Source organism: Dyella solisilvae (genome assembly GCF_003351225.1).
GTDB lineage: Bacteria > Pseudomonadota > Gammaproteobacteria > Xanthomonadales > Rhodanobacteraceae > Dyella > Dyella solisilvae.
In genome coordinates this window covers 1-18,842 of the sequence record NZ_QQSY01000012.1, presented here as the reverse complement: position 1 = coordinate 18,842, position 18,842 = coordinate 1, and the positions used below count along the sequence as shown (strand labels likewise).

Genomic DNA, 18,842 nt, shown 5'->3' with positions numbered 1-18,842 from the left:
CGGTTCGGGCACGATTGAGTGGCCAGATGGGGTGCCGAAAGGCACTGAACCGTGCAAGACGTGAGTGTCCGCTTCCGACCCGTAGCGGACATCATGGTTAAGCGCTAGCACTACTGGCGCGACGTCAAGCTGGATGGCCATACTGAGGGGGAGGACAGTTGAAAACGACCTATGTTTGGCTAATCACGGCAGCTGCTTTTACGGCGGTCGTAGCACTGTCTGTCCTCTTGTGGGTTGTTAGCGCGGAATTGCTTCAACCTCATTGGGTGAGAACAATCATTGCCGTCGTTAGCCCAGTAGTCGCGATAAACGTCGCAAGGTTGGCGTGGCTGAGGGTTCGCCGCCGACCGGGCTGATCGTCCGCTTCCGACCCCAAGCGGACATCAAATCTTGCATCCGACGCGGAACAGATGGGGGCACTCAGGTATATATCGCGCCTTCGGCGCGAGTGAGGTAATCAACCGTATTTCCGGCCATGTAGTGAATGTTCTTGGCAATGTGACGGACGTCGCGGGGCGTCGTTGGGGAGGTCACAAGTAACTCTGCTAGTTCAGAGATTGCAGCCAAGTTCACTTGGGCGCAAATAGAAACACGCCTCAAATCCGATGGCATTGTGTCGATGTAGGTGCAGCAGAAAGACTTGAGGCGATCCGAAGCTTCTCTTGCGGCATCCGATAGAGTCGCTGCCATCGGCTTGGGGAGACTGCCATAGGCCATCGCGTCCAGAACTAGTTCAGCGCAGGCTCGAGCAACTTTCAATCCATGCGAGATCGGATGCTCAGTCAGCATAATTCACTCCGTTGTACCCCAAGCTTTTTCGCTGACAGCACCGAGATCGCAAGCCATAGGATGGATGGGGCGCACTCATAGGTCCATTGCCACTTCCGCATAGGCAAGGTAATCAATGGCGTCGGCAGCCGTGTTGCGGATTTTCTTCGCAATATAGCTTGCATTGCGCGGTGCCGATTTGTATGTCGCCACAAGACCGGCTAACGCGGAAATCGCTGCCAAATCGGTCTGTGCACGAAAGGCGATGCTCATCAATTCCGAGGACACGATGTCGCTGTAAGTGGTGCGAAACTGACTGAGTCGCGCAGCCGCATCGTTAGCGGCGGCTGATAAAGTAGCGGCGACCGCCTTGGGAAAACTGTCTGCGATCATGGCTTCCTGCGCGAGTTCAACGCATGCGCGGGCCACCGTGAGAGCATGCAACACAGGGTGCGTTCGTTCAGTCTGCATAACCCTTACCGCGTACCGACGAATCCGAAAGAGCTTCACTCAACGTGAAAGGTGTCGCGGGTCGCACCAAGGAATGGGTGGGAGTTATTGCTTGCGCTCGCATAACCCTACGCGCCACGCTGTCGCAGCTCATGTTGGTAGATCTACTTTCGGTCCAGAGGGAGCCTATGGTTGCTAGGGGAAATGGAATCAAAAGGCCGTAGGTCATAATCGCAAAACTGACCGCTGCGTTGGCTGCCAAAACACCGCTCGTTTCGAAATGCCCGCTTCCGGCGCAATGCACGCGTAACGGATATCCGAGGGGTCATATAGTTGATTTGGGCAAGGGGTGGACGGCTTGGACAGATCTGGAAAGGCGAATCGTAAAGGTGAGCCACGCTGGAGGGTTCGGCACCTTACCGGTTGCGAAAGTTTTCCGGCTATCGGTTGTGAAGATGCGTCAAGACCAAACAAGCTGCGTACAATAGAAGTGCGCCTGTAACTGCGGCTCCTACCTCCATTAGGCGCCGGCGAAACAATGAGGCGGCGACTCTATGGGACGCCCATGCCATCTCTTGTGCTCGTAGCTGGATGTACTTCGCTTGTCTCTCGATTTTTGCTGCATTCGGATCTTTGGCATTGACCTTGGCCCACAGATCCAGATCGACATAACCGCCCGCGACTTCGGCTGCCGCGGCCTGATAGAAAGTTTTGTCGGTCACGAAGGACCTCCCTTCAGCGCGTAGAATCTCCTGGCCCACCCCAAATCGCGAATTGGCGATCAGGATTTTTGGCGGCGTCAGCAATTCGGTCAGCGAATCAATAGAGCCAAATTCACGTGCGGCTATCGAACTTGACGTTCTAACCTGTCTATCGGAGACGGGCGTAGTTATGCGTAGATCGATTCTTCCACATAGTTGAGGCAATCAACGGCATGGTTGGCCATGTGGCGAACGATCTTGGCGAGGTAACCTGCGCCACGCGGCGTAGATGTGTAGGTCAACACCAGTCCAGCGAACTGTGCGATCGCTTCCAGGTCAGACAGGGCTTGAAAAGATCTGTGCACTGAATATGGTGACAACGCATCTTCATAAGTAGAGATAAAAGCTTTGAGACGTGCCGCGGCTTCGTTGGCTGCATCCGAGACCGAAGCGGCCAAGGGTCTTGGAAAGCTTCCTTCAGCCTCCCCCTCGAGTGCTAGTTCTGCACAGGCATTGGCTACGGCCAGCGCGTTCGTTACCGGATGCGTCCGCTCGGTTTGCATTCACCCCCCCTTTTTTCTCGCAAGAAGATTTGCCTAAGGTGATAAGCATCACAAGCTATACAAAAGGAAGGGGGGGGATTTACTGCGCACGCCCGCGCAATCTCACTGCCCCAGACTGTGTTGGCGCACTCTCGGAGACTCGCCCCTGCACAAGTCGGCCCCCTCATTTCAGGCTTAACGATCAAGTGCGATCGTGTAGTTAGATCTTCGCCCATGCAACCGCGAATTTACTGACTTAAGAACGAGCAAAACTACTGAACCGCACCGTCGAGGCGCGATTGCGATCCACTGCGGCAACTTCGGTGGCACGTGAATAACCCATCAGAGGTGTCCGCTTTGGAATACTCGTAGCCAACCCGTCAAGTGTTGCGCGATCGCTCGACGCAGTCTCGTCGAAGCCAGCGGAGTAGACAGTGCCCTGCACTGGGCGTCGGGGGGTCAGGATTTGGGAGCACATCGCCACTGGTTCCTTTTGGCGCGTACAGTGGTGGCGACAAAGAAGGCCTGCCGCCAGCACCGCTTCACAAGCACAGCAACAATCTCGCGCGGCACCCGCACTTGCTACGGCGCATTGCGAAACGGTCATGCGACCTGGCGAGCCTCGTATCAGACGCACCAAAGTCAGCGACCGTCGGCTCGAACTGCCGATCTGCGTCGTGACGCGCATCATCGAATCGAGCATCGACGCGACGGTGAGCCGATGCCGCGAGCGGACTAGCGCGCTAACAGAAGAATCGGCGCTATCGGCTGCTCTACGGGAAGTTGATGCCGCGGCGCCAACTTATTCCGCTTCATAGGCGAGGTTTTGTGGCAAATGAGCCCGTGCTGCCTTTGACAATCCAGCCCGATATCCCTCTATCGTTCTGCGCGACAAACCAAGCTCATCCGCAATTTGTTGGTTGCGCATTCCGGCACCCAATAGTTCGAGAATCTGCCGCTGTCTCCTGGTGATGCCGGGAGGTTCACTCCGCTCACTCTTAGGCGTCTCCTCGGCCAGTCGAGGGGAAACGTATGTCCGACCATTGAGAATGTGACCCACTGCCACACGAAGCGCGGTTAGTCCATCGGCCTTGGAAACAAACGCTCTGGCACCAGAAGCCATCGCCTGGCGCACGCTCGCTCGGTCTGTCATCGATGAGAAGAATACAAAGGGCACGCTGGTGCCCGCATTCTGCAGCCGCCGCAATACTTCGATGCCGCCGGCTCCAGCAAGCCTGAGGTCCGTGACTATTACGTCGGGTCTTGTCCGAAGGATGAGACTAAAGAGTTCACGACCGTGGCTTACACAACCGATGACCCGAAAGTGCTTTGCCAGTGCGGCTGAAGTTCCTTCGGCTTCCATAAGGCGTTGGTCGGCAATCGCTAGTCTCGGTGCCTGTGACGCTTCCAGCCGGGACGAATCCATAGAGCCCATTGTCATACGCTGCTGTTTCAGTTGATGTTTTGAACAGGCCTTTTGCGAAAGGGCGCAATTAAGGGTAGATAGGGACCTGAACCCGTGTGAGGTTACGAAGCGCCCTGGCTTCCATCGGGGCGAATTCTCTTGGCGAAGTGAGCCGCATGGCAGGGCATCGATACGCAGGCCACCAGTTGAGCGGCCAGTTCGTGGATCGCTGCCAGGGTTGCCCCTGCGTGGAACGAGATGTGCGTCCAATCGAGCGGCATCGGTTCGCTGCAGACATCAAGCCATCACGTATGTCGTACCGCAGAATCGTTGGCGGCGAACGAGAGAGTAGCCGCCATGGGCGTCGGGAAATTGCCATCTTTCACTTCTCCCACCGCCAGTTCCGCGCAGGCACTGGCCACGGCAACCTTCAACGCACGCGTCACAGAATGTGTTCGCTTCTTCAGCAAAGCGGCCCATGTCGGCCAAATTATTTCGCTGATAGTGCTCGCGTCGGCAAGCTATACCAAAGATGGGGGAGTACTCGTTCCCAGTGCGCGGCCTGAAGAGCTGTCTCGTGCATTGGAAGCTCGATGAGTCACGACGTCCCTTGGTCTCACCGTTATCGCACATGGGCGCGTATCGTGTGCCGCCTTGCGCGGCGGGACCGACACCCACGCTTGGCGTCGTGTTGTGCGTCTTGCATTGGTTACCACGGAAACAAATCAGCAGGCAAGGCGAAACCCGTAATTCGTCATACACTCTGGCGCTAATAGATAGAGTTGCTTGCCATTGCGAGCACATGAATGTTCTGGGGATAACCGATGCTCAATCCAAGGCGCGTTTTGGACGCGCTATCGGCCTTGGTGTGGACCATGTTTCCGGATGGTCGCATGAAGTTCGTCAATCGGTGGCTTGCCGAATACACCGGTTTCCACACCGAGAACGGGAGTCAGCGCTTATGGCGGGTTGTCATCAATCCGCGCGACATTCGCCCATCGCTTGAGCGTTGGCAATCGATTCGCCGATCCGGTCAACCTGGCAGGATAGAAGTGCGTATACGGCGCCATGATGGGCAGTTTCGTTGGTTCGCCACGCAGATCAGCCCTGTGCTGGATGACGTTGGCCAAATTATCGAGTGGTGTGGGGTAGGCCAGGAGATTGAGGTAGTCCATCACGGCGACATTGGCGAGCGGCTAACGAGGCCGGAATTTGAGTCGATTGTCGACAACATCGCGGTGCCGGCTGCGGTGATTGCGCCAAATGGCGAGCTTGAGCATCTCAACAAGTTGTCGCTTGAATTCTTTGGCAAGTCCCTACAGGAGATCAAAGGTTGGAGAGCTTCCGACGTTGTTCACCCTGACGATCTTGCGCAGACGGTCATCTATCAGGCCAACGCTCACCGGGAGGGGCTTGAGTACAACATCGAGAGCCGTCATCGACGCGCGGATGGCGTCTATCGTTGGCACAACGTCCGCGGTTTTCCGTTGCGGGATTCTCAGGGTCAGATCTTGCGTTGGATCCATCTTCGAATGGATATCGACGATCGCAAGCGTGCTGAAATCGCGCTTGCCGAAAGTGAGCGCAAGCTGCAGTCGATTGTCAGCACCATCCCAACGTTGGCGTGGTCGACCCGACTGGATGGGTCGGCCGATTTCATCAATCAACACTACTTGGACTACGTCGGCCTGTCGCATGGACAGGCGCATGACTGGGCGTGGCAGACGGCGGTTCACCCCGACGACCTGGAAGGCCTGACCATCCGGTGGATGACGATTTTGGAGTCAGGACAACCGGGGGACGCGGAAGCGCGGCTGCGTCGCCACGACGGGATTTACCGATGGTTTCTATTCCGTGTCAATCCATTGCGCGATGAAACCGGACGTATCGTTAAGTGGTACGGAACGAATACCGACATTGACGATCTGAAGCGAACGGAAAGAGAGTTACGGCGTCACAAGGCCTTGTTGGGCCAGGCACAAAGACTGAGCCAGACCGGCAGCCTGTGGTGGAAGCCGTCGACAGGTGAGATCGCTTTTTCAGATCAAGGCTATCGCATCCTGGAATATCCCAGGACATCCGAGCCAAGTCTGGCGATGTTCACGGAGCGATGCCACCCCGAAGATATCGGCTTGGTGTGGAATGCCGCCCATCGTCTGGTTCGTGAAGGGGTCAACCTCGATCTCGAATGCCGACTTCTGATGCCCGCTGGGATCGTCAAGCACATCCACCTTGTTGCAGAGAGAATCGAGATCACTGCCGGGGAGCCGAAATTCATTGCGGCGCTGACCGACGTCAGCGAGAGCAAGCATTCGGCCGAGGCGCTTGAGCGTAGCGAGTCGTTCCTGGCCGAAGGCCAGCATCTGGCAAAGATGGGCAACTTCTCCTGGCATCCTCTGACGGGAGACATCCAGTGGTCAAGGCCGCTCTACTGCATCTTCGAGGTCAGTACAGACACGGAGCTGACGCTGGAGGTTATCAAAAGCCGATTGCATCCCGACGATGCGCATCTGCATGACGAGATTGTGCGACGTATGAGTCACGGCGAGCGCCACCTGGAATATAAGCATCGAATCTTGAGGCCGGATAAGTCGGTCAAGTACGTGCATATGGTCGCCCATCGGTCCGGGTGTGAGGCGGGCGAGCTTCGGTACATCGGGGCCATTCGTGACGTCACGCAGGAGCATCTAGCGGAGGAGGCGTTGAGCAGGGCTCGCGCCCAGCTTACTCGTGTCGCGCGAGTCTCGAGCCTTGGCGTCCTGACAGCGTCCATCGCACACGAGGTGAACCAGCCGCTGGCTGGAATCGTCACCAACGCTGGCGCTTGCCTCCGCATGCTTGCCTTCGAGCCACCTGATCTGGAAGGCGCCCGCGAAACCGCCCGTCGCACCATCCGGGATGGCAACCGGGCGGCCGAGGTCATCGTGCGACTTCGCGCGCTATTCAGCAATCGATTGTCGACCATCGAGTTGATCGATTTAAATGAAGTCGCTCGCGAAGTGATCGCGCTATTGCGAGGTGAACTGAGCGGCGCTCGCGTCATTCTCCGCGTTGAATTTGCGGACAGCCTACCCTTGGTTAGCGGCGACCGTGTCCAGCTCCAGCAAGTGATCCTGAATTTGCTGCGGAATGCGGCAGAGGCCATGAGCGAAATCGCTAGTCGCCCACGGTTACTGAAAGTCCGGACCACGTGCGGCAAAGACGGCCGTATATGTTTCGAGGCGCGGGATACGGGTATCGGTCTGCCGACCGAAGCGGTGGAAAGGGTTTTCGACGCATTCTATACGACCAAACCCGAAGGGATGGGCATGGGCTTGTCAGTGAGTCGCTCGATTATCGAAAGTCACCATGGCCAGTTGATGGCGGCACCGAACGATGATGGCCAAGGGGCGGTGTTTATGTTTTCCCTTCCTGCATTGCAGCAGACCTCATAAACCGATCTTAGGCAGCGAATAGTCGGTCGTGGATGGCCTTCCAAAAAGGGCATGAAGGCACCCATGACCGACGTGGCGGCGGGACGTATAGACATCTTGCCATCGCGTTAATCCGCGAGGACTACGTGTTTCCGAGCCGGCAGCGTCCGAGTGCCCACTTGTCCACTCGCAAATACGCCAGGATTGTTAGGCGGTGGACAGCCAGCGCGGGGGTTGCAGCCGTCGGACTACGGAACGCATTCGATGAGGCGAACTAAGCCAACCCTTATTGTCGCGATCCGTGGCCGGGGGCCGAGCGTCTCCTGGTTCGGTCGCCAATCGTGCCGATTCCTCGGATCTTAGGCTTAGGCGATTGAGCTCATCAGAGTTCTCCCGATGGCCTTCGTCGGCTCCGATCGTAAGACAAGGGAGGTTGAGACCGATCCGTAGCGAGCAACTGAATCGACAATTCGCTCAAGTTGCGCTGGTGAGGGCACGACAACTTTGAGATGGAAGCAATCCTCTCCGGTAATTCGGTGGACCTCGAGGACTTCAGGCATCGCCGCAAACTGCTTAAGACACTGTTGAATGTGCTCATGCGTGGTCCGAACCCGAACGATCGCCATCAAGCTCAAACCAATCTTCTCCGCATCCACGACGGCTCGGTAGCCCGCGATGACGCCACGCTCCTCAAGTCGTTTGAGACGTTCGGACGTGGCGGGTTGCGAAAGGCCGACTCGCCGCCCGAGCTCGCTCACCGCAAGTCTTCCATCATTTTGAAGTTCCTCGATGATTGCGACATCGGTAGGGTCAAGCGCCAATCTACGACTTTCCGCCATTTCCTTTAATCCATCGGATTTTTGTCATTGTCGCCGATGTTTTCCGATTCACCGGTCGATCCCCGCCAGGGGAATATAGCGAGAAATCAGACAGGTCAGACAATGACAGAATATGTAATCTTGCCGGGTATTGGTGGGTCGGGCGCACAGCATTGGCAAAGCTTGTGGCAGCAAAAGCATAGCCGCATGTACAGATTCTCCCCGAAAGACTGGGATGCTCCCGATCGGGACGAATGGCTCGATGCCCTCGACGCAGCGGTCAGCGCGCGGAAGTCACCCTGTGTGCTTGTTGCACACAGTTTGGCCTGCTTGCTTATAGCCCACTGGAGTGCGACCGCGGCTCGCAAGGTCGCAGGCGCCTTACTTGTCGGCGTCCCCGATCCGCGGGCCCCAGTCTTTCCTGGGGTCGCCGCGAGTTTTGCCGCCGTCCCTGAAATACCGCTACGGTTTCCGTCGCTGATTGTTGCAAGCAGCAACGACCCATACGGATCGCTGGATTATGCGCGGCTTCGAGCGCAGCAATGGGGAAGCCGTCTCGTTGAAGGCGGTCCACTAGGACACATCAATGCGAGCAGCGATCTTGGCAACTGGGACTGGGGATTGAATCTGCTTGAGCGTTTTGTCACGGAGATTACAAATGGATGAGGTCCCTATCAGGTAAGCCGCGCCATGACGTGCGGCAGGCGGCGATGGGTCTTCTGTGGCGCGCGTCCGCTTCCGACCCGGAGCGGACGCTTGTTCGAGAGATGATGGCTGGACCGGAGGGCCCATATTGCCCTGGCAAGGTCATAAGGCGCGTAAAATCAGCCTGTTAGCAACTTTGGCCAAACTATGCGAGACGGCAACGGCCAAACTATGTGAGATCGCGCAGCGTGTTTGTGCACTTACCCATAACTTGGCCGTTTCGGCCAATTTATGGTCAAGTGTTACCCATAAAATGGCCGCATCAGACGGAAGGATTCTGGTCGGCAATCATGGGCTGCCTTAGGGGAGGCACAGATGGCTGAGGGTATCGCTATACCGACAACGATCACTCGTTCCGTACTAACGGTTCTCGTTCCCGGACTCGTCGCAGTTGCTCCATGGTTGCTGGCGTTGGTTCAACACACACAGGCAACCTTTGGTTTTGACAAGTATCCAACTTTGGCCCACTTAATGCTGTTTGCCAGCATTGTCGTGACCGGCTCCATTTTTGAAGGCATCGGGTCATTGTTTGAGTCCCGTTGGGACGGGAAGCTGGCCGGCGAAATGGACGTCGAGGGCGACTGGTTCGCGTACCTAGCAAACAAACAGTCTCCGGTTGGGCATCGCTATCTAAGTCGATTGGTCACGACTCTATACTTCGAGTTGGCCATGGTCTTTGCAGCGCCGACGTTCGTTGCCGGTGCCATGACTTTGACCACTCTGAGATTCCCTTCACTGCCCTGGTGGATTCATCTTTTATTTGTTGTGACCGGCCTGGCCGTCGCTGCCTATTTTTATTGGCAGGCCAGCAAAACGCATCGAGCTCTCTGTGTGACGAGACGAGAGCTACGTTCTCGCGCCAGCTAACTCATTAGTTGATGGGACTTGACTGAATCCATATTGGTGAACCTGGCACTGCAGGATGTCTGTTTCCGATTCGAAGCAAATGTTGCCGCGCCTAGTCCGCCATCCGGCGGCATGCGTTAGCTTTGGCGCACGATTTCACTTTCATTGATAGACGCGGACTAACTAGCGAGCGCGACGGCCGTCTATATCAATGACAACCTCACCGTCTTCCTTGATGAACGGTTTGGTCACAGGCGGAAGGATATCCAGGACGACCTCGGACGGCCGACACAACCGGGTTCCCAGCGGAGAGACGACGAAGGGGCGATTGACGAGGATGGGATGCTCGAGCATTGCGTCGATGATCATGGCGTCTGTGACCCCTGCGCCATCAAGCCCTAGTTCCGCATAAGGAGTCCCTTTCTCACGTAGCGCTTCCCTCGGTCGCAGCATGGCTTCGTCCAAGAGCTTTATGAGCTGCTCACGACCGAAAGGCTTCTGCAAATACTCGACGATGGTCGGCTCAATGCCCGCGTGGCGTATCAATGCCAGCGTATTTCGGGAAGTGCCGCAATCAGGGTTGTGATAGATCGTGACGTTCATGGGTGTCGATGCGCTCATGATTAGCAGGTGCCGCCAGCACAGCATTTGGTTGTTTTCGAAGCTTGTACCAGCGCTGTACTGGAATCTTGGGAAGCCGGAACCTGCTTCGCGGCCTCTTCGACAACGTTGGCCGCAGTGGATAGAGCCCGCGCCTCAGCGGCGCCTTTGCGTTCACTGTAGCGATCCACGAGATAGTCGCTACGATCACGCACCATCAAAGTGAATTTGAACAACTCTTCCATGACGTCGACGACACGATCGTAGAAGGCTGACGGTTTCATTCGGCCTGCCTCATCAAACTCCTGCCAGGCTTTAGCGACCGAAGACTGGTTCGGAATGGTCACCATGCGCATCCAGCGGCCTAGAACACGCAGTGCATTGACCACGTTGAACGACTGCGAGCCGCCGCAAACCTGCATAACGGCCAAGGTGCGGCCTTGGGTCGGACGCACGCTGCCATCCTCCAGCGGCAACCAGTCGATCTGGTTCTTGAAGACGCCCGTCACCGCGCCGTGGCGCTCAGGGCTCACCCATACCTGGCCCTCCGACCATAACGAAAGCTCCCGCAGCTCCCGCACCTTCAGGTGGCTGGCCGGCACGCTGTCCAGTATTGGCAGGTCATGCGGATCGAAGACCCGGGTTTCGGCGCCGAACTGCTTAAGAATGCGTTCTGCTTCGAGTGCCAGTTTGCGGCTGAACGACTGCGGCCGAAGCGACCCGTAGAGGATAAGAATCCGCGGGGGGTGGCTGGAACCGTCTGGAAGGGCGAGTTTGTCGAGGCTGGGGCGGTCCAGCGCATCAGCCGAGATGTGAGGCAGGTCGTTCAGCGTCATGGTGTCAGGAGGTCCCATTGCGTCTATTTCATAATTCTATCATTATGGAAACATGGAATCACAACCTCCGATTCTCCTTGCCGGATTCAGGTAACCATGCACCCCTGTCGAGTCCTTTTCATCTGCACTGGCAATTCCGCCCGCAGCATCTTGTCGGAAGCCACTCTCAATCATCTCGGCAAGGGGCGGTTCGAGGCCTTCAGCGCCGGCAGCCAGCCCACAGGTCGGGTGAACCCCTTCGCCTTGAAGGAGCTAGCCAGCACCGGCATCTCGTGCGAGAACCTATCAAGCAAGTCTTGGGATCAGTTCGTTGGTGAGGGAGCGCCGCCGCTCGATATCGTCATCACGGTCTGCGACAGCGCAGCTAACGAGCAGTGTCCTGTGTTGTTTGGGAACTTCGTGCGTACCCACTGGGGGTTGCACGACCCTGCGGCTGCGAAGGGAAGCGACGCCGAAGTCAGCGAAGCCTTCAAGCATGCACATGCCCTGATCACGTATCGCTTGATGGCTCTGCTCAACCTGCCGGTCGAAACCATGACATCGGCGGACCTGAAGCTCGCAATCGACGCGATCGGCGGCCTATCCGATGACGATGACCAGGAGGACGCGGCATGAGCCAAGTTGAGATGGACGTAGCAATGGCCCAGGCCGCGAAACCTGCGCGAATCGGCTTCTTCGAGCGCTACCTCACCGTATGGGTGCTGCTCTGCATCGTGGCGGGCACATTGCTCGGCCATGTACTACCTGGAACATTCGAGTCGCTCGGTCAAATGCAGGCCGCACAGGTCAACCTGCCGGTGGCGGTGCTGATTTGGTTGATGATCATCCCGATGCTGCTGAAGATCGACTTCGGCGCCATGGCTGGGGTGCGCCGTCAATGGAAAGGCATCGGCGTGACGCTCTTCATTAACTGGGCCGTCAAACCGTTCTCCATGGCGCTGCTCGGCTGGATCTTCATTCGCCACATATTTGCGGCGTACCTGCCGGCGGATCAGCTCGATTCGTACGTGGCTGGACTCATCCTTCTTGCCGCTGCGCCATGCACGGCCATGGTCTTTGTCTGGAGCAACCTGTGCGGCGGCGAACCCAACTTCACGCTGAGCCAAGTGGCCGTCAACGATGCCATCATGGTCGTTGCCTTCGCACCGATCGTTGGGTTGCTGCTAGGTATTTCGGCCATCACTGTGCCGTGGAATACGCTCATTCTCTCCGTTGTGCTCTATATCGTGGTGCCGGTGCTGATCAGCGTGGTGTTGCGCCGCTGGGTAATCGCGCGTGGAGGCCAGGAAGCACTTCAACGTCTGCTACATCGCCTCGGCCCTATCTCCCTGAGCGCACTCCTGCTGACGCTGGTTTTGCTGTTCGGTTTTCAGGGACAGCAGATTTTGGCTCAGCCTTTGGTAATCGCCATGTTGGCGGTTCCCATTCTGATCCAGGTCTACTTCAACTCGGGGCTGGCTTATCTGCTCAATCGAAAGCTCGGCGTGCCGCATTGTGTGGCCGCGCCATCTGCTTTGATTGGGGCTAGCAACTTCTTTGAGCTAGCCGTCGCCAGCGCTGTGGGTCTGTTCGGCGTGCACTCCGGTGCGGCGCTCGCCACCGTGGTTGGCGTTCTGATCGAGGTACCCGTGATGCTCTCTGTCGTTCGCATCGTGACGGTTAGCAAGCACTGGTACGAAGCCCGAACTGCATAAAGGGGAAGCTGCTATGCAAGGCCAGTACAACGTCCTGTTTGTATGCACCGGAAACTCTGCACGCAGCATCTTGGCCGAGGCCATTACCAACCATCTCGGCAAGGGCCAGTTTCACGGCTTTAGCGCGGGTAGCCACCCGAAAGGCTTCATCTATCCACAAACGCTGGAAGTCCTCCAGGCTGTTGATTTGCCGACGACAGCAGTGCGAAGCAAGAGTTGGGAGGAGTTCATTCGTCCCGAAGCACCGCAAATGGATTTTGTGATCACTGTCTGTGACCAAGTGGCAGGGGAAGTCTGCCCGGCGTGGCCGGGCGCGCCCATTACGGCGCACTGGAGCATCCCCGCCCCGGCGAAAGCGATCGGCGACAGTGAAGCGACGTATAAGGCTTTTTTGCTCGCGCGCAGCCTGCTGCAACAACGCATCAGCCTGCTGATGAGTCTTCGTATAGAAGCGTTAGATCGCCTTGCCCTCACCAGTCGCCTTGCGGCCATTGGGCAGACTGAAGCGCCTACGGGGTAGTCCTAGGCAGCACGAGCGGCGCAATCCACCTACACTGAGCATGCTTCCATCGAAGTTCTGAGCCGTCCTATGCAGACCAAGCAAGCTATTTCCGTCCTATCGGCACTCGCGCAGGAGTCGCGATTGGCCGTGTATCGTCTGCTCGTGGAGCATGCACCCGACGGATTGGCAGCAAGTGCGATTGCGGAGAAGCTTGGGCTTGCCAACGCCACGCTCTCATTTCATTTGAAGGAACTCGTTCATGCGGGGCTGATCACCAGCCGTCAGGACGGGCGCTTCATCTATTACTCGCCGGTCCTTGAGGTCATGGATGCGTTGGTGGGTTTCCTGACGGAAAACTGTTGTTGCGCAACCGGTCAGTCATGCGCGCCCTCTTCGGCGACCAAATCCACCGCCACTACAGCACGTCCCAAAAAGCGCACGGCGTAAGCAGCCTCGCCGCTAGGGCACTTGACGGGCGACCTGGAATCCATATAGTTGCTACTAGCAACCTAATTACGCCGATATGCCCAAGCCACGAGTGAAATCTGCGAGCCAGCCATCAACCCTGCAGCGGGACGCTGAGGCGTTGAATGCTGCTGTGTCGGATCTCGTGCGGATCTATCAGTTTCGAGATCGCGACAAGATCTGTTGCTACGACATTTCTGTCACGCAGTGTTACGCGCTGGAAGCTCTTGTCGAACAGGGGCCGTGTCGCAGTCAGGCGTTGGCGGAAGCTCTGATGTTGGACAAGAGCACGACGACGCGAGTGGTCGACGCTTTGGTGCGCAAAGGGTACGTGGAACGCCGCACTGATCCCGTCGATGCGCGTGCTCTATCTCTTGAGGTCACGGTTTCGGGCCGAAAGCTGTACGACCAGATCAATGCCGAGTTGATTCAGCAGCAGATTGATCTGTTGCACGACCTGGAGCCCGAAGTGCGAGCGGGTGCCACGGAAATTCTTCGACGCTTAGCCAAGGCAGCGCAGGCGCGCTTCATGTCGGGCGTCAGTGTAGGCAGCTGTGCCACCGCGTGTGGCACCGATGCTAATGAAGGTAAGTCCTGCGGTTGATTTTTTTTGCCCACATAGTTGCTACTAACAACCACATGGAGCATGTATGACCCTGACTCGCCCCGCCGTTGCTACTGATGCCGCCGCCGTCATGACGATCTACAACCACGGCATAGCGGAACGCTCCGCTACCTTCGAGGTCGAGCCGCGTCGCCTGGAAGACATGCAGCAGCGCATTGCCGATGCAACGCGCTATCCGCTGTTGGTCGCGGTCGATCCGTCAGGGTCCGTCATTGGCTGGGCGGGGCTGAGCGGTTATCGCCCCCGCGATTGCTATGCCGGTATCGGTGAGTTCTCGGTATATCTGGCACCTGATGCACGTGGACGTGGGGTTGGGCGTCAGTTGTTGAACGCACTGGTTGATACCGCCCGGTCGCGGGGTTACTGGAAGCTTCTCTCGCGCATCTTTCTCTTCAACACGGCGAGCCGCGCCCTGTGTCGCGCCTGCGGCTTTCGCGAAGTCGGCGTCTACGAAAAGCATGGCCAGCTAGAGGGTCGCTGGCTCGATGTTGTCATCGTCGAGCGCCTTATCGACGAAAACCTTGCACCCTCGGCTATCGCCGCCAGTGCCTCTCGTTGATTCAAGGAGATATCCATGAATTCGTCCTTGCCTATCGTTGTCATTGGCGCTGGCCCAGTTGGTTTGGCCGCCGCCGCTCATCTACTTGGTCGAAATTTGACGCCTCTCGTTCTTGAGGCTGGCTCCGAAGTCGGTGCCGGCATGCGTCAATGGGCACATGTGCGGATGTTTTCGCCCTGGGAATACACGCTCGACAAGACAGCGCTGGCATTGCTTCAGAAGCATGGTTGGGTCGCGCCCGACGTAACGGGTTTCCCGACGGGGGGCGAAGTCGTCGAAGAGTACTTGCAGCCGCTGGCCAATCTGCCCGAGATCAAACCGCATGTCCGTACGGGAACACGAGTTACGGCGGTGACGAAGCAGCGACGCGATCGCATGAAGGACACCCAGCGCAATGATGTGCCATTTGTAGTCCGATACACGGACAGTACCGGTGAGCATGAGATCTTGGCTCAAGCGGTAATCGATGCGTCTGGCACGATCGAAACACCCAATCCTCTCGGGGCATCAGGTCTGCCCGCCCTTGGTGAGCGGGCCGCGCAGAAACACATTTTCTACGGCATGCCGCACGTTCTCGGGATTCATCGCGAACGCTATGCAGGTAAACGCGTACTGGTAGTGGGCAGTGGGCATTCGGCCTTCAATGTATTGAGCGACCTCGCGAGACTGGCAGCACAGGCTCCCGGCACGCAGATTCAGTGGGCGATTCGCCGGCCTTCTCTCCAGCGCGTCCTCGGTGGGGGCGAAAACGACCAGCTGAAAGAACGCGGTCGTTTGGGACTAACAATTGGGCGCCTGGTCAAAGAAGGTGTACTCACCGTCACCACTGGCTTTCATCTGGAGCGTTTGGAGCAGACGACCGCCGGAATCGTGGCCCACGGCGCCGGCAAGGCGCTTGCTCCAGTCGATGAAATCGTGGGAGCTACCGGATTCCGCCCTGACCTGGGTGTACTCGCCGAACTGCGCATGGCGCTCGACCTCGGCACCCAGGCACCGACTGCCCTGGCACCGTTGATCGATCCCAATTTGCACAGCTGCGGCAGCGTGCGGCCGCATGGAGCGGAGGAGCTCAAACATCCAGATGCCAATATCTACATCGTCGGCATGAAGAGCTATGGGCGCGCTCCGACGTTCTTGTTGCTGACCGGTTACGAGCAGGTTCGTTCCGTTGTTGCCGCCATCGCCGGAGATTGGGAAGCCGCACGCCGGGTGGAACTGGTGTTACCGGAGACCGGCGTGTGCATCACGCAGTTTGCCGATGAAGACGCCGTCGACGTTGCGGCCGCAACGTCATGTTGCGGTGGGCCTGCGCCGGCGGAAGCGGATGCCTGCTGTGTGATGGATGCCGACAGCAAAGCCTCGGGCCAAGCCGGTTGCGGCTGTTCGACACCGGCTGCCGCAGCCCCTGCGGTAAAAGTCTCAACCTGCTGTCGGTGAGCCCATGCCAGCGCACTTGAGTCGTGCGGTTTGGCTACTTGGGCTGTGCCAGTGCGTCCTCTGGGGCGTTCTGTACTACAGCTTCTCCGTCTTCCTTGTGCCGATGGAACATGACTTGGGTCTGTCAGGTGCGGTGGTGGCCGGGGCATTTTCCCTGGGGCTCTTTGTCATGGCCAGTAGCGCCCCCCGGGTTGGACGGTTGCTCGATCTAGGACACGCGGCTCTCATAGTTCGAGGAGGTATCCTCTTAGCGGTAACCGGGCTCGTCGTGGTGTCACAAGCCCGGAATGCCATCACACTTTATGCGGGGTGGTTGTTGCTGGGGCTGGCGATGGCAACCTTGCTCTATGAGTCGACATTCGTGCTGATCATAAGGGCAGTTACTAATCCACTTGACCGAATGAAGGCGCTAGCCGCGGTAACCGTCATGGGGGGATTGGCTAGTTCAATCTTTCTCCCGACGCTGTCGTATGCCACCGAACGTTTGGGATGGCAGAGAGCAACGCTTTGCTGCGCGGTCGCCGTTCTGATTGTCGCGTGGATCATGGAACGTTCCGTCCTTCCAACCTTCAAGCACGCTGGTGGCGCAGATGTACCGCGTGCGCGCAATCAGAAAGTACGCTGGCCAGCCCACCTTCGCACATTGGCTACTACCTTCGTGCTTGCCACTTCTGCAAGCATGGTAGTGACGATTTTGCTCATTCCATTGCTGCAAGGTCGAGGCGCGCCATCTGGAGTGGCAGCACTGGTGTTAGGAACTTTGGGCGTCGCCCAATTGCCAGGGCGTGTCTTGTTGCTGCGAAATGGAAGTGGCCCGCGAGGGCGCGCATTGATGACGGCCCCAATCATTCTTCAGGCTGTTGGGCTGGTCGGCATCGCTCTGACGTCATCGACCTGGACAGTTGCGCTCGGAGTTGGAGTATTCGGCATGGGCGCGGGCCTCCAGACCTTGGCGCGGCCGTGGCTTGTCCAAGCACTGTATGGTTCGAGCGAGTCGGGGCGATGGAATGGTGAACTAGCACGTGTCCAAGGATACGCTCGAGCCATCGGACCTGTGACAGCTGCAACGTTGGCATCGTGGGTCGGTGCACCTATGGTTCTGCTGAGCATGAGCGGCCTACTGGCTCTCTCTCTACCCTTAGTCCAACGCCTTCCAATTCAAGACAACTAGCCGACAGCACATTCACTGTCACGCTAGGGCAGCCACCAAGCGGAGAAATCGGACTGATAGCCGCCGATCACTTCCGTTTTCGACCCGAAGAGGACATAGCCAGCTCTGAGTGCGCTTAGGAAGTTGGAGTTACCAGGATCTAGTGGACACGGCTAGCATCTAGGCATCCGTGCCGAGGGCGAAGGTCATGTCTACCGGCAAAGCTCCAAGCAAAGCAAGGCAAGCGTACAAGTTCATCGAGGCCCATCGGAACGACTACAGCATCCAAGCTATGTGCCGGCTTCTTGGCGTTGCTCGTGCTGGGTACTACGCCTGGCTTGATCATCCGATATCCGATCGAGCTCAAGAGGACACGCGACTGCTCAAGCTCATCAGGGCATCTTTCGTTGCCAGTCACGGCATCTATGGCGCTCCTCGCGTGTTTCAGGATCTACGGGAACTAGGAGAGACCTGCAGCAAACACAGGGTGGCGCGCCTGATGCGCGAGAATGGCTTGCGGGCATTGCATGGTTATCGGACTCGGCATATACCTGTGGCCAAGCCATCGGCCTTAATCCCCAACGTCCTGCAACGTCAGTTCACTGCGTCGTACCCCAACGAGGTCTGGGTGACGGACATCACCTACATTCGAACTTGGCAAGGCTGGCTGTATCTGGCTGTGGTGGTGGACCTTTTTTCACGCAAGGTCGTGGGATGGGCTGCCAAACACACGATTCGCCGGGATTTGGTTCTCGACGCTGTGACTAAAGCCATTCGGCGCCGGCGGCCTCGCAAGACCTTGATCCACTCGGATCAGGGAACCCAATATGCGAGCGATGCGTGGCGGCGCTTTTGCAAGGCGAACCATCTCGAGCCAAGCATGAGCCGGCGAGGAAACTGTTGGGATAATGCAGTGGCTGAATCCTTCTTCGGCAGCCTGAAGAAGGAGCGAATCAAGAAGCGAATCTACGCCAACCGAGAAGTCGCAATCCAGGACATATCGAGCTACATCGACGAATTCTATAACCCGACGCGCCGTCACAGTCATCTTGGTGGCGTCAGTCCGGACGAGTTCGAAGCGACCCATCGAACTCGCCGGCCACGTGTCCACTAGATCCTGGTAACTCCAGATTGACCAGGACGCAGCTAAGCGTATTTATCAGGCAACTGTCGAAAGAGGTGGTGTCGACCAAGCGCTCTTGGACGCAATCTGTCGACAACCGTCTTATCCTCTGTTTGCATGCAAAAGATAAGGTCCGCTTCCGACCCGATATAGGTATTCCGCCCCGTTCTCAGTGACCATGTCACGGCGGCCAGGTAGCTGGT

19 protein-coding genes and 1 pseudogene are annotated in these 18,842 nt (G+C 57.5%); 12 read left to right on the top strand and 8 right to left on the bottom strand.

What is annotated here, in order from left to right:
* Window positions 1–420: 420 nt before the first annotated feature.
* The 5 genes from DVT68_RS20370 to DVT68_RS20060 form a co-directional block, all read right to left on the bottom strand.
* Entirely contained in the window at window positions 421–789 is a 369-nt protein-coding gene (locus DVT68_RS20370) for a hypothetical protein (RefSeq protein WP_147281784.1), read from the bottom strand.
* Window positions 790–864: 75 nt separating this feature from the next.
* A complete protein-coding gene (locus DVT68_RS20065) occupies window positions 865–1,239 on the bottom strand; it encodes a hypothetical protein (protein ID WP_114826997.1) in 375 nt (124 codons plus the stop codon).
* A gap of 419 nt (window positions 1,240–1,658) precedes the next feature.
* Window positions 1,659–1,940 carry a hypothetical protein gene (locus tag DVT68_RS20365; RefSeq protein ID WP_147281783.1) on the bottom strand — a complete coding sequence of 94 codons (282 nt, stop codon included), beginning with the start codon at window positions 1,938–1,940 and terminating at the stop codon, window positions 1,659–1,661.
* A gap of 167 nt (window positions 1,941–2,107) precedes the next feature.
* On the bottom strand, window positions 2,108–2,482 hold the full coding sequence (locus tag DVT68_RS20360; protein WP_147281782.1) for a hypothetical protein: 375 nt from the start codon (window positions 2,480–2,482) through the stop codon (window positions 2,108–2,110).
* A gap of 781 nt (window positions 2,483–3,263) precedes the next feature.
* On the bottom strand, window positions 3,264–3,824 hold the full coding sequence (locus DVT68_RS20060; RefSeq protein WP_158543555.1) for a response regulator: 561 nt from the start codon (window positions 3,822–3,824) through the stop codon (window positions 3,264–3,266).
* Between the two features lie 866 nt (window positions 3,825–4,690).
* Between DVT68_RS20060 and DVT68_RS20055 the strand changes: the two genes are divergently transcribed.
* Entirely contained in the window at window positions 4,691–7,300 is a 2,610-nt protein-coding gene (locus tag DVT68_RS20055; protein ID WP_114826995.1) for a PAS domain-containing sensor histidine kinase, read from the top strand.
* 344 nt (window positions 7,301–7,644) lie between these two features.
* Here the strand turns inward: DVT68_RS20055 and DVT68_RS20045 are convergent, their stop codons facing one another.
* A complete protein-coding gene (locus DVT68_RS20045; protein ID WP_114826994.1) occupies window positions 7,645–8,118 on the bottom strand; it encodes an Lrp/AsnC family transcriptional regulator in 474 nt (157 codons plus the stop codon).
* A 102-nt stretch (window positions 8,119–8,220) separates the two neighbouring features.
* Between DVT68_RS20045 and DVT68_RS20040 the strand changes: the two genes are divergently transcribed.
* Together DVT68_RS20040 and DVT68_RS20035 are read left to right on the top strand one after the other, a co-directional pair.
* A complete protein-coding gene (locus DVT68_RS20040; protein ID WP_114826993.1) occupies window positions 8,221–8,763 on the top strand; it encodes an RBBP9/YdeN family alpha/beta hydrolase in 543 nt (180 codons plus the stop codon).
* A 354-nt stretch (window positions 8,764–9,117) separates the two neighbouring features.
* Entirely contained in the window at window positions 9,118–9,669 is a 552-nt protein-coding gene (locus DVT68_RS20035) for a hypothetical protein (protein ID WP_114826992.1), read from the top strand.
* A gap of 162 nt (window positions 9,670–9,831) precedes the next feature.
* Here DVT68_RS20035 and arsC read toward each other — a convergent pair whose 3' ends face one another.
* On the bottom strand, window positions 9,832–10,251 hold the full coding sequence (gene arsC / locus DVT68_RS20030) for an arsenate reductase (glutaredoxin) (RefSeq protein ID WP_114826999.1): 420 nt from the start codon (window positions 10,249–10,251) through the stop codon (window positions 9,832–9,834).
* Window positions 10,252–10,271: 20 nt separating this feature from the next.
* Entirely contained in the window at window positions 10,272–11,084 is an 813-nt protein-coding gene (arsH, locus tag DVT68_RS20025; protein ID WP_114826998.1) for an arsenical resistance protein ArsH, read from the bottom strand.
* A gap of 96 nt (window positions 11,085–11,180) precedes the next feature.
* Between arsH and DVT68_RS20020 the strand changes: the two genes are divergently transcribed.
* The 9 genes and pseudogenes from DVT68_RS20020 to DVT68_RS19985 all read left to right on the top strand — a co-directional run.
* The gene (locus DVT68_RS20020) at window positions 11,181–11,699 is read left to right on the top strand and encodes an arsenate reductase ArsC (protein WP_114826991.1); all 519 of its coding nucleotides are present in this window, start codon (window positions 11,181–11,183) and stop codon (window positions 11,697–11,699) included.
* Complete coding sequence (gene arsB / locus DVT68_RS20015; RefSeq protein WP_114826990.1) at window positions 11,696–12,778, top strand: ACR3 family arsenite efflux transporter; 1,083 nt, start codon at window positions 11,696–11,698, stop codon at window positions 12,776–12,778. Before DVT68_RS20020 ends, arsB begins: the two co-directional genes overlap by 4 nt.
* A 13-nt stretch (window positions 12,779–12,791) precedes the next feature.
* Window positions 12,792–13,298, top strand: coding sequence for an arsenate reductase ArsC (locus DVT68_RS20010; RefSeq protein WP_114826989.1), 507 nt, complete (start codon window positions 12,792–12,794; stop codon window positions 13,296–13,298).
* 69 nt (window positions 13,299–13,367) lie between these two features.
* A complete protein-coding gene (locus DVT68_RS20005) occupies window positions 13,368–13,727 on the top strand; it encodes an ArsR/SmtB family transcription factor (protein ID WP_114826988.1) in 360 nt (119 codons plus the stop codon).
* A gap of 76 nt (window positions 13,728–13,803) precedes the next feature.
* Window positions 13,804–14,349: a MarR family winged helix-turn-helix transcriptional regulator gene (locus DVT68_RS20000; RefSeq protein ID WP_114826987.1), complete on the top strand. Its 546-nt coding sequence runs from the start codon at window positions 13,804–13,806 to the stop codon at window positions 14,347–14,349.
* A 46-nt stretch (window positions 14,350–14,395) separates the two neighbouring features.
* Window positions 14,396–14,929, top strand: a complete 534-nt coding sequence (locus DVT68_RS19995; RefSeq protein ID WP_114826986.1) for an arsinothricin resistance N-acetyltransferase ArsN1 family A — start codon at window positions 14,396–14,398, stop codon at window positions 14,927–14,929.
* Window positions 14,930–14,944: 15 nt separating this feature from the next.
* Window positions 14,945–16,366 carry an FAD-dependent oxidoreductase gene (locus DVT68_RS19990; RefSeq protein ID WP_114826985.1) on the top strand — a complete coding sequence of 474 codons (1,422 nt, stop codon included), beginning with the start codon at window positions 14,945–14,947 and terminating at the stop codon, window positions 16,364–16,366.
* A gap of 4 nt (window positions 16,367–16,370) precedes the next feature.
* Window positions 16,371–17,537, top strand: coding sequence for an MFS transporter (locus tag DVT68_RS20910; RefSeq protein ID WP_425477545.1), 1,167 nt, complete (start codon window positions 16,371–16,373; stop codon window positions 17,535–17,537).
* A gap of 214 nt (window positions 17,538–17,751) precedes the next feature.
* A pseudogene (locus DVT68_RS19985) lies at window positions 17,752–18,630 on the top strand (IS3 family transposase); the annotation flags it as partial.
* Window positions 18,631–18,842: the final 212 nt, after the last annotated feature.